Origin of the sequence: Pelomonas lactea, assembly GCF_043555885.1 — a bacterium.
GTDB lineage: Bacteria > Pseudomonadota > Gammaproteobacteria > Burkholderiales > Burkholderiaceae_C > Pelomonas > Pelomonas lactea.
Window position 1 is genome coordinate 296543 of record NZ_JBIGHX010000004.1, and the last position, 14842, is coordinate 311384.

The following is a 14842-nucleotide window of genomic DNA, read 5'->3' on the forward strand; positions in this document are numbered from 1 at the left end:
TTACTTGCTGAAGGTGTAGTCGGTCTTGGCCTTCTTGATCAGGCCGTCCTGGAACTCGGCCATCTTCTGCTGCTCGATGCGCTGCTTGATCTGGGCCTTGACGTCGTCGAAGGCCGGGAACGTGGCCGGGCGGATGTCTTCGAGCTTGATGATGTGGTAGCCGAACTGGCTCTTCACCGGCTCCTGCGTCATCTCGCCCTTTTGCAGCGCGGTCATGGCCTTGCTGAACTCGGGCACGAAGTTGTTGGGGTTGGCGAAGTCCAGGTCGCCGCCGTTCTGCGCGGAGCCGGTGTCCTTGGAGTTCTTCTTGGCCAGTTCCTCGAAGTTGGCGCCGCCCTTGATCTGCGCGATCAGTGCCTTGGCGTCTTCTTCCTTCTCCACCAGGATGTGGCGTGCGCGGTATTCGTTGCCGGTGTTGGCGGCCTTGAACTTGTCGTACTCGGCCTGCGCTTCGGCGTCGCCGACCGGGTTCTTGGCCTTGAAGTCTTCCATCAGGCCGCGGATCAGCAGCATCTGGCGGGCCAGGTCCAGCTGGGCCTTGTAGTCGGCGCTCTGCGGGATGCCGCGGGCTTCGGCGGCCTGCATGAAGATCTCGCGACGGACCACTTCGTCCTTGACCTGCGCTTCCAGCTCGGGCGAGCGCTGCTGCTGGCCGCTCTTGGTGACCTGCTGGATCAGCGTCTCGACGCGCGCCTTGGGCACGGGCTTGCCGTTGACGGTGGCCACGTTCTGCGCAATGGCAGCGGCCGGAACCAGTGCCGCGACGATGGCGGCGAGCGCAAACTTCTTCATGGATGGGATGAGGTGGGACTAAAAAAATCGCGCCCGGGGCGGGGCGCGCGGTTCGATCACGCTCGACCGTCAGCTTTCGCCCGGCGCCTTGGCATCGATGGCCAGGGCATGGATGCCGCGCTGCATCAGGTCAGACAGGCAATGATAGACGAGCCGATGCCGCGCCAACCTTTGCAGACCGGTAAAGCGAGGTGACACGACAGTCACATGAAAGTGGCCGCCTTCGCGGGCTCCGGCATGGCCGGCGTGATCGGCGCTGTCGTCGCGGATCGTCAGCAGCGACGGGGCCAGCTCGGCCTGCAGCCGGCGCTCGATGTCTGCGGCGATCGTCATTTGCCGCCCTCCTCCGGCGGCAGGTGCTTGCCGAGGTACAGGCTCTGCGCGACGGTGAACACCAGGATCAGGCCCGTGACGCCGAAGACCTTGAAGTTGGCCCAGGCCGACGTGGAGAAGTTGTAGGCGACGTAGAGGTTGACGACGCCCATGGCCGCGAAGAACAGCACCCACGCGCGGTTGAGCTTGCCCCAGATCGTGTCGGGCAGCGTCAGCTGGGCGCCGAGCATCGCCTGGATGAGGTTCTTGCGGAACATCGCCAGCGAGATCCACAGCGTCAGCGCCATGGCCCAGTACAGGCCGGTGGGCTTCCACTTGATGAAGGTCTCGTTGTGGAACCAGATCGTCGCGCCGCCCAGCACGACCACCAGCGCCAGGCTGATCCACAGCATCAGGTCGATCTTCTGGCCGCGGACTTTCAGGATGGCGGCCTGCGCCAGCGTGGCCAGCATGACCACGACGGTGGCCAGCAGCACCGGCGCCTCCGTGGGGCCCACGACGCCGCCCTGCACGAGGAAGCCGAAGTGCTGCGTCGCGAACGCGGCCGCGGCATCGGGGTTGCCTTCCGCGCCCTTGAAGGCGACGAAGAAGAGGATCAGCGGGAGAAAGTCGAGCAATAACTTCATGAAGAGGAATTGTCCCCGACGAAGTCGATGGCGGCCGAGTTGATGCAGTAGCGCTCGCCGGTCGGCTCGGGGCCATCCGGGAACACATGGCCCAGGTGCGAGCCGCAGTTGTTGCAGCGCACCTCCACGCGCACCATGCCGTGGCTGCAGTCGACGACGCGCTCGATGACCTCGCTGTTCACGGGGGCCCAGTAGCTGGGCCAGCCGCAGCCGGCGTCGAACTTGGTGCCGGACTCGAACAGCGGCGTGCCGCAGCCGATGCAGTTGTAGTGGCCGTCGGTGAAGTGGTCCCAGTACTTGCCGGTGAAGGCGCGCTCGGTCGCCGCGTGGCGGGCGACCTGGTACTGCATGGGGTCCAGCTGCTCGCGCCACTCGGCGTCGGTCTTCTGGACGGGGTAGGGCTTGGCGTTGTCGTGGGTCATGATGAGCAGGAGACTTCGAGGCTGTGGGCCCAGTCGGGCGGCAGCGCCGCGTCGCCGGGGTTCTCGGGTTCGTCGAACGGGCGGCTCAGAACTTTCAGCAGCCGCTCGGTTTCGCTGAAGTCGCCGTGATCTGCGGCACGGATGGCGCCCTCGGCGAGGTGGTTGCGCAGCACGACGGCCGGGTTGACGGCCAGCATGCGCGCCTGGGCGTCGGGCGCCACGCGGGCACGCCAGCGGGCCAGCCAGGCGTCCAGCGCGTCGCGGTCCAGGAACATGTCGCGCAGCGGCTCGGGGTTGCCGAGCGCGCGGGACAGGCGGCGGAACGTGATCGTGTAGTCGGCGCGCGATGCGGCCATCAGCTTCAGGAAGTCGTCGGCCAGCGCCTGGTCGCCGTCGTCTTCGCCCGTGAGGCCCAGCTTGGCACGCATGCGGCCGAGCATCTGGCCCGCAAAGCGGCCGCGGAAGGCCTCCACGGCCTCCAGCAGCCGCTCGGTCGACGCCTCGGCGGCCTGGTCGGTGTCGATGGGCAGCAGCGGCAGCAACGCCTGGGCCAGTGCATGCAGGTTCCAGAACGCGACGCCGGGCTGGCGCGCGTAGGCGTAGCGGCCGCGGTCGTCGCTGTGGTTGCAGATGTGGCCGGGGTCGAAGGCGTCCATGAAGCCGAACGGGCCGTAATCCAGCGTCAGGCCCAGCATGGACATGTTGTCGGTGTTCATGACGCCGTGGCAAAAGCCGATGGCCTGCCAGTGCGCGACGAGGTCGGCCGTCTGCAGCGCCACCTTCTGCAGCAGCGCGACGGCCGGCTCGGGCGCGCTGGCGCATTCCGGCGCGTGGTGCGCGATGAACCAGTCGGCCAGGCGGCGCAGCGCGTCCAGCTGCTCGTGGTGCGCGAAGTGCTCGAAGTGGCCGAAGCGGATGAAGCTGGGTGCCACGCGCGTGACGACGGCGGCGGTCTCGAGGGTCTCGCGCCGCACGGGCAGGCGCGAGCCGGTGATGCACAGCGCCCGCGTCGTCGGCACGCCCAGGGCGGCCATGGCCTCGGAGCACAGGAACTCGCGGATGGACGAGCGCAGCACGGCGCGGCCGTCGGCGCGGCGGGAGTAGGGCGTCATGCCGGCACCCTTGAGCTGCAGCTCCAGCGGGCCGGCGGGTGTGTCGACCTCGCCCAGCCACAGCGCGCGGCCGTCGCCCAGCTGGCCGGCCCACACGCCGAACTGGTGGCCGCTGTAGACGGAGGCCAGCGGGCGCATGCCGGGCCAGGTGGCGTTGCCGGAGAACACGCCCAGCGCGCCATCGCGCGCGGCCCAGTCGGCGGGCCAGCCCAGCAGGCCGGCACAGGCGGGGCTGGTGGCGACCCAGTGAGGGCCGGGCAGGCCCTGGGCCGGCAGCTCGGTGTAGAAATCGGGCCCCAGCGCGGCAAAGCGGTTGGGCCAGTGCAGGCCATCCAGCGGTGTCATCGCACCAGTTTAGTGAGAGGCCTTTGGGCCTCGTTGGCCTGGGTGTTTCCCCGGGGTGCGAGGGTCGCGGTTGTGACGTTTGGGGTCTCTCGCCCGAGGCTAGACTGGACCGACAAGATGGCCAGGAGACAACCATGGCATTGATGGGCCGGATGATGTCGGACCCGCTGCTGATCTCGTCGTTGCTGAGGCACGCCGAGCGGCATTCGGGGGAGACCGAGATCGTCAGCAAGCGGGTCGAGGGCGACCTGCATCGCAGCAACTGGCGCGAGGTGGCGCTGCGTTCCCGCCAGGCCGCGCAGGCCTTCGCGCGGCTGGGCTGCCAGCCCGGCGACCGTGTGGCCACGCTGGCCTGGAACGGCCACCGCCACCTGGAGATCTACTACGGCGCCTCGGGCTCCGGGCTGGTGTGCCACACGATCAACCCGCGGCTGTTCCCCGAGCAGATCGTCTGGATCGCCGGCGACGCCGAGGACCGGGTGCTGTGCTTCGACGCCACCTTCCTGCCGCTGGTCGAGAAGATCGCGCCGGCGCTGAAGACGGTGCAGCACTTCGTGCTGATGACGTCGCGCGCCCACATGCCGGCGGCCAGCGCGATTCCCAACCTGCTGTGCTTCGACGACCTGCTGGCCGCCGAGAGCGGCGACTACGCCTGGCCGGCGCTGGACGAGAACACCGCGTCCAGCATCTGCTACACCTCGGGCACCACGGGCAACCCCAAGGGCGCTGTCTACAGCCACCGCTCCACCGTGCTGCATGCCTACGCTTCGGCGCTACCGGATGCGATGGATTGCTCCAGCCGTGACGTGGTGCTGCCGGTCGTGCCGATGTTCCACGTCAACGCGTGGGGGCTGCCGTACAGCGCGGCGCTGGTGGGCTTCAAGCTGGTGTTCCCGGGCCCGCACCTGGACGGCAAGAGCCTGTACGAACTCTTCGAGGGCGAGCAGGTCACGTTCTCGGCCGGCGTGCCCACCGTGTGGCTGGGCCTGCTGAACTACGTGAAGGCGGGCGGCCTGAAGTTCTCCAGCTTCAAGCGCACCGTCATCGGCGGCGCGGCCTGCCCACCGGCGATGATGAAGTCGCTGCAGGACGACTTCGGCATCGAGGTCATCCACGCCTGGGGCATGACGGAGATGTCGCCGCTGGGCACGCTGTCCAAGCTGACGACGCGCCAGCTGAACCTGCCGGCGGATGCTCAGCAGCGCCTGCTGGAAAAGCAGGGCCGCGTCATCTACGGCGTGGACATGGCCATCATCGACGACGACGGCCGCTCGCTGCCCTGGGACGGCGCATCAGCCGGCAACCTTGTCGTGCGCGGCCACTGGGTCATCAGCCAGTACTACAAGAACGACGCATCGCCGCTGGTCAGCGTGGATGGCGAACCGGGCTGGTTCCCCACCGGCGACGTGGCCACCATCGATGCCGACGGTTTCATGCAGATCACCGATCGCAGCAAGGACGTCATCAAGTCCGGCGGCGAGTGGATCTCGTCCATCGACCTCGAGAACATCGCCATGGCTCACCCGGGCGTGTTCGAGGCGGCGGCGATTGCGGCGCGCCACCCGAAGTGGGACGAGCGCCCGTTGCTGGTGGTCGTGAAGAAGCCCGATGCCACCGTCACGCGCGAGGAACTGCTGGCCTTCTACGAAGGCCGCATCGCCAAGTGGCAGGTGCCGGACGACGTCATCTTCGTCAGCGAGATCCCGCACACCGCCACCGGCAAGATCCAGAAACTGAAGCTGCGCGACCAGCTCAAGGACCACCGTCTGCCGACGGCCTGAGCGGCTGCCGACTGCGCCTACATTCCCGTTCCCCAGCCACAACAAAGGAGACAAGCATGTTGGACATCAACTCGGTCCGCTTCCCGGTGCGCGCACTCACGGCGGCCGCCGCCCTGGCGCTTGCAGCGGGTGCCGCGCACGCCCAGAAGGGCGAGACGGTCAAGCTGGCCTACATCGATGCGCTCTCCGGCCTGATGGGCCCCGTGGGGCAGAACCAGGTCAAGACCTTCCAGTTCCTCGGCGAGAAGTTCAACAAGAGCAACCCCGCCGGCGTGAAGTTCGAGGTCGTGACCTTCGACAACAAGCTGAGCCCGGCCGAATCGCTGAACCTGCTGAAGGCCGCGGCCGACCAGGGCATCCGCTACATCATGCAGGGCAACGGCTCCAGCGTGGCGCTGGCGCTGAGCGACGCCGTCACCAAGCACAACGAGCGCAACCCCGGCAAGGAAATCGTCTACCTGAACTACTCGGCGGTGGACCCCGACCTGACCAACAGCAAGTGCAGCTACTGGCACTTCCGCTTCGACGCCGACACGTCGATGAAGATGGAAGCCATGTCGTCCTTCATCAAGGACCAGCCGGACGTGAAGAAGGTCTTCCTGCTGAACCAGAACTACGCGCACGGCCACCAGGTCGCCAAGTACGCCAAGGAGACGCTGGCCCGCAAGCGCCCTGACATCCAGATCGTCGGCGAGGACCTGCACCCGCTGGCCCAGGTGCGCGACTTCGCGCCCTACGTCGCCAAGATCAAGGCCAGCGGTGCCGACACCGTCATCACCGGCAACTGGGGCTCCGACCTGGCGCTGCTGGTGAAGGCCGCCAACGAGGCGGGCTACAACGGCAAGTTCTTCACCTACTACACCGGCGTGACCGGCACGCCCACCGCGCTGGGAACGGGCGGCGCGGGCCGCGTGTTCCAGGTGGCCTACAGCCACTACAACCTGGGCGGCCAGGCGCAGAAGGATGCCGAGGAGTACAACAAGCGCTTCAACGACGACATGTACACGCTCAGCATCCAGAACATCTACACGATGCTGAGCCAGGCCATGGCCAACGCCAAGTCCACCGACCCCGTGAAGGTGGCCGCGGCGATGGAAGGCCTGACGGTCAAGGGCTTCAACGGTGAAGTGACGATGCGCAAGACCGACCACCAGCTGCAGCAGCCGCTGTTCATCTCGGTCTGGCAGAAAGCCGATGCCAAGTACCCCTACAGCCCCGAGAAGACGGGCATGACGCTGGCGCCGGTGAAGCAGTACGACTCGTACGTGTCTTCCACGCCGACGTCCTGCCAGATGAAGCGGCCCGGCTAAGCCGTTTTGCTGCTGCGCGGGCCGATCTCGGGCTCGTGATGCTCGCCGTACGCGTGTACGGCTGCGCGTCCCGAACCCGACCTCGGCCCGCTCGCGACGCAATCCGGCTCAGCCGGGAGCGTGGTTTCTGAAGGGGCGGTTTTGGATCAAGTCTTCATCAACCTGCTGAACGGCCTGTCCTCCGGGCTGCTGCTGTTCATGCTCAGCTCGGGCCTCACGCTGATCTTCAGCATGATGGGCGTGCTGAACTTCGCGCATGCCAGCTTCTACATGGTGGGGGCCTACGTGGCCTACTCGCTGGTCGGCGTGCTGGGCTTCTGGCCGGCGCTGCTGCTGGCGCCGCTGGCCGTGGGCGTGATGGGCGCGGGTTTCGAGCGGCTGGCGCTGCGGCGCGTGCACAAGTTCGGCCATGTGCCGGAGCTGCTGATCACCTTCGGCCTGTCCTACGTGATCCTGGAGCTGGTGCAGCTGGTGTGGGGGCGCACGGCTGTGCCGTTCACGCCGCCGCCGGAGCTGCAGGGCTCGGCGTTCACCATCGTGTCGCATGCGGCGCAGGGCATGTCGCTGGTGCTGGGCAAGGCCGGGCCGGAGGTCTGCGCGGCCGCGGTGTCCTGCTCCAACTTCCCGCTGACCAAGGTCTTCATGATGGCCGTGGCGCTGCTGATGCTGCTGGCGCTGTGGCTGCTGCTTACGCGCACCCGCGTGGGCCTGGTCATTCAGGCGTCGCTGACGCACCCCGAGATGGTGGAGGCGCTGGGCCACAACGTGCCGCGCGTGCTGATGCTGGTGTTCGGCAGCGGCTGCGCGCTGGCCGGGCTGGCCGGTGTGGTGGGCGGCATCACCTTCGTGACCGAGCCCAACATGGCGGCCTTCATCGGCGCCATCATCTTCGTCGTCGTCGTGGTGGGCGGCATCGGCTCGCTGGCCGGCGCCTTTGTCGGCTCCATCGTCGTGGGCCTGCTGCAGACGCTGCCACTGACGGTCAACGGCTCGCTGGCAACGCTGCTCACATCACTGGGCTTCACCGTCACGCAGGCCACGCCGGGCTACCCGCTGCTGCGCCTGACGATGGCCGAGGTGGCGCCCATCCTGCCCTACCTGCTGATGGTGCTGATCCTGATATTCCGGCCCAAGGGCCTCCTCGGCACGCGGGAGGACTGACATGAGCAAGGTCAAGGAATTCCACTTCAAGCCGCTGAACGTCGGGCGCTGGATCATCTGGGGCTTCTTCGCGCTGGCCCTGCTGGTGGCGCCGAAGATCTGGACCAGCGGCCTCGCGCAGACCATGCTCACGCAGATGGGCATCGGCATCATTGCCTGCCTGGCCTACAACATCCTGCTGGGGCAGGGCGGCATGCTGAGCTTCGGCCATGCCGTCTACAGCGGCATGGGCGCCTTCCTGGCCATCCATGCGCTGAACAAGGTGGGCGCCGGCACGCTGGGCCTCCCCGTCAGCCTGATCCCGCTGGTGGGTGGCATGGCGGGCCTGCTGTGCGCGGTGTTCCTGGGCTATGTGTCCACGAAGAAGGCCGGCACGCCGTTCGCGATGATCACGCTGGGCATCGGCGAACTGGTGTTCGCGCTGGCGCTGATGCTGCCAGAGTTCTCCGGCGGCGAGGGTGGCGTGTCCAGCAACCGTGTCGTCGGGCAGCCGGTCATGGGCATCACGTTTGGCCCGCAGATCCAGGTCTACTACCTCGTGGCCGTCTACTGCTTTGTCTGCACGGCACTGATGTTCGCGCTGACGCGCACGCCGCTGGGCCGCATGCTGAACGCGGTGCGCGACAACCCGGAGCGTGTCGAGTTCATCGGCTACGACACGCACTGGGTGCGCTTCCTCGCGTTCGCCATCTCCGGCTTCTTCGCCGGCATCGCGGGCGGGCTGGGGGCCATCAACACGGAAATCGTCAACGGCGGCGACGTGCTGCACGCGGCGCGCTCCGGCGCCTACCTGCTGTTCACGTTCCTGGGCGGCGCGATGTTCTTCTTCGGCCCCATCATCGGCGCCGTGCTGATGGTGTTCTGCGGCGTCATGCTGGCGGAGCTGACGAAGGCCTGGCTGCTGTACCTGGGGCTGATCTTCCTGTTCATGGTCATGTACGCGCCGGGCGGCATCGCCAGCCTCATCCTCATGAATCTGCGCGTCGCGGCCTTCGGCAAGCTGGGCAGGATCTGGACGTCCTACCTCGCGCTGGGCGGCGCGGCGTTGGCGGCGCTGGTGGGGGCCGCGGCCATGATCGAGATGCTCTACCACCGCCAGCTCAACGAGGCGCTGGGCCCCGAGTTGCGCTTCATGGGCGCGACGCTGGACAGCGGGGGGCTCGATGCGTGGTTTGGCGCCGGCTTCATGATCGTCGTCGGCGGTGCGCTGTTCGAGCTGGCCCGCCGCCACTACGTGCGCCAGTGGGGCGAGATCCAGGAAGACATCGAAAAAGAGATCAAGCGGAGGGAAGCGCTGTGAGCAGTTACGCCCTCGAACTGCGCGACGTGCGCAAGAGCTTCGGCAAGAGCGAGATCATCCGCGGCGCCAACCTGGCCGTGCAGGCCGGCGAGCGCGTCGCCATCATCGGCCCCAATGGCGCCGGCAAGAGCACGCTGTTCAACCTCATCAGCGGCCGCTTTGCGCCGACGTCTGGCGAGATCCATCTGCATGGCTCGCGCATCGACGGCCGCAAGCCCTACGAGATCAACCGCCAGGGCCTGTCGCGCAGCTTCCAGGTCTCCAACCTGTTCACGCGGCTGTCGGTGTTCGAGAACATCCGCTGCGCCGTGCTGTGGAGCCTGGGTCACCGCTACGCCTTCTGGAAGTTCCTGGCCGACCTGGACGATGCCAACGACCGCGCTGAAGCCATCCTGGAGATGATCAAGCTCGACAAGCGCCGCGACGTGCTGGCCATGAACCTCACCTACGCCGAGGCGCGGGCGCTGGAGATCGGCATCACCATCGCCGGCGGGTCCAGCGTCATCCTGCTGGACGAGCCCACCGCCGGCATGAGCAAGAGCGAGACCAAGCGCTTCATCCAGCTGATCCGCGAGGTGACCGTGGGCAAGACGCTGCTGACCGTGGAGCACGACATGGGCGTCGTCTTCGGCCTGGCCGACAAGATCGCCGTGCTGGTCTATGGCGAGGTCATCGCCTTCGACACGCCGGACGCGGTGCGCGCGAATGCGCGGGTGCAGGAGGCCTACCTGGGCTCCGTGCTGGCAGAAACACAGGCGGCGGCAGCATGACCCAGCAGCGCACACTCAAGCTGGACAACGTCCACGCCTTCTACGGCAAGAGCCATGTGCTGCATGGTGTCAGCATGGAAGTGAAGCCGGGCGAGATCGTCAGCTTGCTGGGCCGCAATGGCGCGGGCCGCTCCACGATGGTCAAGACCATCATGGGCCAGGTCGATGCCAAGGGGTCGGTGCGCTGGGGCGACCAGGAGCTGGTGGGCCGCAAGGCCTACGAGATTGCCCACCTCGGCATCGGCTATGTGCCGGAGAACCGCGACATCTTCCCCAAGCTCACCGTGCACCAGAACCTGATGCTGGGGGAGAAGCATGGCGCGAAGAAGCCGCGCTGGAGCTTCGACGACATGTACCGGATGTTCCCGCGGCTCAAGGAACGCCAGCACACCGAGGCCGGCGTGCTGTCCGGCGGCGAGCAGCAGATGCTCACGCTGTGCCGCACGCTGATGGGCGACCCCGACCTCATCATGATCGACGAGCCCACCGAGGGCCTGGCGCCCAAGATCGTCGAGCTGGTGGCCGAGTACCTCAAGGAGCTCAAGAACCGCGGCATCGCCGTGCTGCTGGTGGAGCAGAAGCTGGCCATCGCGCTGGAGATCTCCGAGCGCTGCTACGTGATGGGCCACGGCCGCATCGTCTTCGAGGGCACACCGGCCGAGCTGCGCGGCAATGCCTATATCCGCAAGGAGTGGCTGGAGGTGTGAGGAGCCCCTCGCTCAGCCCGCCCCGCTGAACGCGGACGGTCTGATCGGTCTTGCAGACCGCGCTGCGGCAGCGCCGCAGCCCTTCGGCAGGCACATGCCGCCCACTGGGTGCCCGATGGGCCGGCTTGGGGCGGCCCGGCGCTCGGCCCGAAATCTCTGCGTTTCAGCCGCGCATCGCGAGGTTCGCGCGCGCTGCCTCCGCCAGCTCGGCGCCGTTGCGCCCGGCCTGCGGGAACACCGCGGTGCCCAGCTGCACGCCCAACTGGATCAGCCGGCTGTCCACGCAGTAGGCGCCACGCAGCGCCTGCAGCAGCCGGTGCTCGACGAGGCGGGCCTCCGCTGGGCCGGCCGCCAGCAGCAGCACGGCAAAGCTGTTGCCGGCCATGTAGACGACCTCGTCCGAGCCGCGCACCCGGTTGCGCAGCCGCAGGCTGACGGTCTGGATGAGGGCGTCATGCTCGGCCGAGGCCAGCTCGCCGTCGGCGCGCGCCTGCGCCTGCACCTCGACCCACACCAGCGCCAACTGCCCGCTCTCCCGCCGGCATTGGGCGAAATGGCGCGAGGTGCGCAAGCCGAAGGCGGCCACGGAATCGGCTTGCGGCAGCCGCGTGGACGCGCCGGCGCGCGGGCTGGTGGATGGGACGTCGGCGAGGAGAGGCGCTTGGGACATGGCGTCTGGACTGGCGGGGTTGCATCGCGTGCACGGCCGCGGGGCGTGCGCGGTGAGTGAGGCCCGATCACTTGACGGCCCCGGCTTGCGCCGCCTCCCGGGCCGGGCGCGTGATCGGCCCTCATCTGACAGAACGCGGGGGCGACACAAAACCCGACACGCCGTCTGAAAAAAAGTTTCAAAACCCGGCGATCAGCGGCGCCACGCTGTCGCTCCGCGGCGCCCAGCCGTTAGAGTCCGGCCCGTGCAAGCCATCACCCAACTGCTGCAGGCCGCCGGGCAGGGCGACCGCGCCGCCGCCGACCAGGTGGTGGCGCAGCTCTACGTGGACCTGCAGCGCCTGGCCCGCCGCCACGTGCGCCAGGCGGGCCACGTCACGTTGCTGGACACCACCGCGCTGGTGCATGAAGCCTGGCTGCGCCTGGCCGGCGCCGACGGCGCCAGCTTCCCCGATCGGCGCCACTTCCTCGCCTACGCGGCCCAGGCCATGCGCTCCGTCGTCATCGACCTGGTTCGCGCCCGCCAGGCCGAGCGCCGCGGCGGCGGCGTGGGTCACCTCACGCTGGACACCGCGTTGGCCGATCAGTTGCCGCAGGCCGACGACGACCTGCTGCGCGTGCACGAGGCGCTGGACGAGCTGGCCCAGATGGAGCCGCGGCTGGCCAAGGTCGTGGAGATGCGCTACTTCGCCGGCCTGCGCGAGCAGGAGATCGCCGACGCGCTGGGCATCACCGAGCGCACTGTGCAGCGCGACTGGCAGAAGGCGCGACTGTTCCTGTCCATGAGCCTCGGGGGCTGACATGGCCGTGCTCGACCGGCAACGCTGGCTGTCGCTGAGCCCTCTGCTCGATGAACTGCTGGACCTGGCCCCGCCCGCCCGTGCCGAACGCCTGGCCGCGCTGCAGGCCGACGACGCCGACACGGCCGACCAACTGCGCCGCCTGCTGGCGCAGGCCGACGCGCTGGATGCCGAAGGCTTCATGAGCGAGCCGGTGGTGGCGCAGTGGCAGGAGGCGCTGGCCGCCGTGCCCGACGACGAAGCGCCGCCGGACCTCGCCGGCCAGGCGCTGGGCCCCTACGTGCTGGAGCGCCAGCTGGGGCAGGGCGGCATGGGCACCGTGTGGCTGGCGCGGCGCGCCGACGGACGCTTCGAGGGCCAGGTGGCCGTCAAGTTCCTCACCACCGGCCTGCTGGGGCGCGGCGACGCCGGCCGCTTCGCGCGCGAGGGCGAGATCCTTGCGCGCCTGTCCCACCCGCACATCGCGCGGCTGCTGGATGCGGGCCTGCACGAGGGGCGGCAACCCTACCTCGTGCTGGAGTACGTCGACGGCCGGCCCATCGACGCTTACTGCCGTGTGCGCCAGCTTGGCGTGCAGGAGCGCGTGCGCCTGTTCCTGGACGTGCTGGCCGCCGTGGCCCACGCGCATGCGCGGCTCATCCTGCACCGCGACTTGAAGCCCAGCAACATCCTCGTCACCGAGCAGGGCGACGTGAAGCTGCTGGACTTCGGCATCGCCAAGCTGCTGGCCGACGCCACCCAGGCCAGCCAGGGCGCCGCCGCCACCGAGCTGACGCAGCGCGCCGGCAGCGCCTTCACGCCGCAGTTCGCCGCGCCCGAGCAGGTGCAGCAGGCCGACGTGACGACGGCCACCGACGTCTACGCGCTGGGCGTGCTGCTGTACCTGCTGCTGGGCGGCCGCCACCCCACGGCCGACGACACGCAGACCCAGCTGGACCGGCTCAAGGCCGTGGTGGAGCTGGTGCCCAAGCGGCTGTCCGACGTGGCCGTCGACCACGAGGACGACGCCATCGCCCGCCAGGCCCGCGAGCTGCGCGGCGACCTCGACACCATCATCGCCAAGGCGCTGAAGAAGTCGCCCGCCGAGCGCTACGCCAACGCGCAGGCGATGGCCGACGACCTGCAGCGCTGGCTGAGCCACGAGCCCATCATGGCCCGGCCCGACAGCCGGCTCTACGTGCTGAACCGCTTCGTGCGCCGCCACCGCGTGGCCGTGGCCGCGGGGGCGGCGGCGGTGCTGGCGCTGTTGGGGCTGACGACCGTCAGCGCGCTGCAGGCCCGCCGCGCCGAGGCCGCCGAGCAGCAGGCCCAGGCCCGCCGCCAGCAGGCGGAGGACCTGCTCAGCTACATGCTGGGCGAGTTCGCCGACAAGCTGCGGCCCATCGGGCGGCTGGAGCTGCTGGACAGCGTGGGCGCCAAGTCGCTGGGTTTCCTGGCCGAAGACGCCGAGGCCGGCCCGCTGGCCCGGCTGCAGCGCGCCAAGGCCTTGACGGTGATCGGCGAGGTGCGCGTCTCCAAGCGCGAGCTGGACGCCGCCATCGAGCCGCTGACGGCCGCCAACGCGCTGCTGCAGGGCGATCCGCCGCAAGCGGAGATGCTGGCCGCTTGGCGCAAGGCGCAGGGGCAGGCGGCGTTCTGGCTGGGGCACATCCACTACACGCAGCGCCGCTTTGCCGAGGCGAAGGTGGCCTGGGATCGGTACCGGGACGTCAGCCAGCGCTGGCTGCAGGCCATGCCGCAGGACGACGACGCCACGGCGGAAGTGGGGTATGCGGAAAACAACCTCGGGTCGCTGGCGCTGGACCAGGGGCAACTGGCCGAGGCCGAGCGATCCTTCCGCCATTCCGTCGCGCTCAAGCTGGAAGTGCTGCAACGCAAGCCAGGTGACGCCGCATTGACGGCCGAGTGGTCCGACAGCCTGAGCTGGCTGGGCTCCACGCTGGCACAGCGGGGCCGCTACGTGCAGGCGGAAGCCGTGTTCAGGCAGGCTCTGGAAACGGCCGAGGCGCTGTGCCAGAAATTCCCTGCCGACCAGGGATGGCTGGAGAAGCTGGGCAACAGCGCTTACGCCCTGGGCGACGTGCTGCTCAAGGCCGGCCGCAAGGAGGCTGGAGCAAGCATGTTCGGGCGCGCCATCCAGGCTTTTCGAGCGTTGCGCGACATTGATCCCAAGAACCGCAAGGCGGTCTACCGGCTCATTCGGGCGGAGGCGGGCCTGCTGCGCAGCCAGGTGAAGCCGCCGTCTGCGGCGGTCGTGGCGGCGCTGCAGCAGCGGCTGGCCGAACTGGAGGCTGACAAGCGCTCCCCGCGTTGGCATCCGCTGCGCGCCGAGCTGAATCAGATGCAGGCGCGAGCCTTGCTGGCGACGGGCGGCGTCCCGGTCGCGCAAGACAGCTTGCGCGACACGGTGGAACTGCTGCAGGCTGATCAGGCGGCCTCGCCGCTGGACTTGAACCTGCGCCAGGCGCTGCTGGAGCTTCGCCTGCTGGCGGCGACCGAACTGACGCCAGAGGCTGCGCAGCGAGCGCAGCGCTGCCAGGAGCTGGCCACCGAATTGAAGAGCCCGCTGCTGGCGCCCCTGCATCACGTTCACGCTGGCTTGACCCAGGTGGCCGCCCAGGTGGCGCACTGCCTGGGGCGGGCCGGCGATGTGCAGCGCCATGAGCAATGGCTGCAGGCACAAAGTGCGTTGACGTCGAACGCTTCTCCCTGAC

The 14842-nt window shown here is 68.6% G+C and carries 14 protein-coding genes; 8 read left to right on the top strand and 6 right to left on the bottom strand.

The window, feature by feature from the left end:
• The 5 genes from ACG04Q_RS14045 to ACG04Q_RS14065 all read right to left on the bottom strand — a co-directional run bounded on the left by ACG04Q_RS14045 (position 1) and on the right by ACG04Q_RS14065 (position 3630).
• Entirely contained in the window at positions 1-792 is a 792-nt protein-coding gene (locus ACG04Q_RS14045; protein WP_394511561.1) for a peptidylprolyl isomerase, read from the bottom strand.
• 69 nt (positions 793-861) lie between these two features.
• Positions 862-1125: a BolA family protein gene (locus tag ACG04Q_RS14050; protein WP_394511562.1), complete on the bottom strand. Its 264-nt coding sequence runs from the start codon at positions 1123-1125 to the stop codon at positions 862-864.
• Positions 1122-1751, bottom strand: coding sequence for a septation protein A (locus ACG04Q_RS14055; RefSeq protein ID WP_394511563.1), 630 nt, complete (start codon positions 1749-1751; stop codon positions 1122-1124). Before ACG04Q_RS14055 ends, ACG04Q_RS14050 begins: the two co-directional genes overlap by 4 nt.
• Positions 1748-2173, bottom strand: a complete 426-nt coding sequence (gene msrB, locus ACG04Q_RS14060; RefSeq protein WP_394511564.1) for a peptide-methionine (R)-S-oxide reductase MsrB — start codon at positions 2171-2173, stop codon at positions 1748-1750. Before msrB ends, ACG04Q_RS14055 begins: the two co-directional genes overlap by 4 nt.
• Positions 2170-3630, bottom strand: a complete 1461-nt coding sequence (locus tag ACG04Q_RS14065) for a protein adenylyltransferase SelO (protein ID WP_394511565.1) — start codon at positions 3628-3630, stop codon at positions 2170-2172. The genes msrB and ACG04Q_RS14065 overlap by 4 nt, the downstream gene beginning before the upstream one ends.
• 134 nt (positions 3631-3764) lie before the next feature.
• Between ACG04Q_RS14065 and ACG04Q_RS14070 the strand changes: the two genes are divergently transcribed.
• From ACG04Q_RS14070 to ACG04Q_RS14095, 6 genes are all read left to right on the top strand, one after another.
• Positions 3765-5411 carry a 3-(methylthio)propionyl-CoA ligase gene (locus ACG04Q_RS14070; RefSeq protein WP_394511566.1) on the top strand — a complete coding sequence of 549 codons (1647 nt, stop codon included), beginning with the start codon at positions 3765-3767 and terminating at the stop codon, positions 5409-5411.
• A gap of 56 nt (positions 5412-5467) precedes the next feature.
• Positions 5468-6721: a branched-chain amino acid ABC transporter substrate-binding protein gene (locus tag ACG04Q_RS14075; RefSeq protein ID WP_394511567.1), complete on the top strand. Its 1254-nt coding sequence runs from the start codon at positions 5468-5470 to the stop codon at positions 6719-6721.
• 198 nt (positions 6722-6919) lie between these two features.
• On the top strand, positions 6920-7882 hold the full coding sequence (locus ACG04Q_RS14080; protein ID WP_394511738.1) for a branched-chain amino acid ABC transporter permease: 963 nt from the start codon (positions 6920-6922) through the stop codon (positions 7880-7882).
• 1 nt (position 7883) lies between these two features.
• Positions 7884-9182, top strand: a complete 1299-nt coding sequence (locus tag ACG04Q_RS14085) for a branched-chain amino acid ABC transporter permease (RefSeq protein ID WP_394511568.1) — start codon at positions 7884-7886, stop codon at positions 9180-9182.
• Positions 9179-9952 carry an ABC transporter ATP-binding protein gene (locus tag ACG04Q_RS14090; RefSeq protein ID WP_394511569.1) on the top strand — a complete coding sequence of 258 codons (774 nt, stop codon included), beginning with the start codon at positions 9179-9181 and terminating at the stop codon, positions 9950-9952. Before ACG04Q_RS14085 ends, ACG04Q_RS14090 begins: the two co-directional genes overlap by 4 nt.
• Positions 9949-10659 (top strand): ABC transporter ATP-binding protein, encoded by a 711-nt coding sequence (locus ACG04Q_RS14095; protein ID WP_394511570.1) that lies wholly within the window; start codon positions 9949-9951, stop codon positions 10657-10659. The genes ACG04Q_RS14090 and ACG04Q_RS14095 overlap by 4 nt, the downstream gene beginning before the upstream one ends.
• A 163-nt stretch (positions 10660-10822) precedes the next feature.
• Here ACG04Q_RS14095 and ACG04Q_RS14100 read toward each other — a convergent pair whose 3' ends face one another.
• The gene (locus ACG04Q_RS14100) at positions 10823-11329 is read right to left on the bottom strand and encodes a diguanylate cyclase domain-containing protein (RefSeq protein ID WP_394511571.1); all 507 of its coding nucleotides are present in this window, start codon (positions 11327-11329) and stop codon (positions 10823-10825) included.
• Positions 11330-11573: 244 nt separating this feature from the next.
• On the opposite strand from ACG04Q_RS14100, the gene ACG04Q_RS14105 reads away from it, so the two are divergent.
• Together ACG04Q_RS14105 and ACG04Q_RS14110 are read left to right on the top strand one after the other, a co-directional pair.
• Positions 11574-12128, top strand: a complete 555-nt coding sequence (locus ACG04Q_RS14105) for an ECF-type sigma factor (protein ID WP_394511572.1) — start codon at positions 11574-11576, stop codon at positions 12126-12128.
• Position 12129: 1 nt separating this feature from the next.
• Complete coding sequence (locus ACG04Q_RS14110; protein WP_394511573.1) at positions 12130-14841, top strand: protein kinase domain-containing protein; 2712 nt, start codon at positions 12130-12132, stop codon at positions 14839-14841.
• Position 14842: the final 1 nt, after the last annotated feature.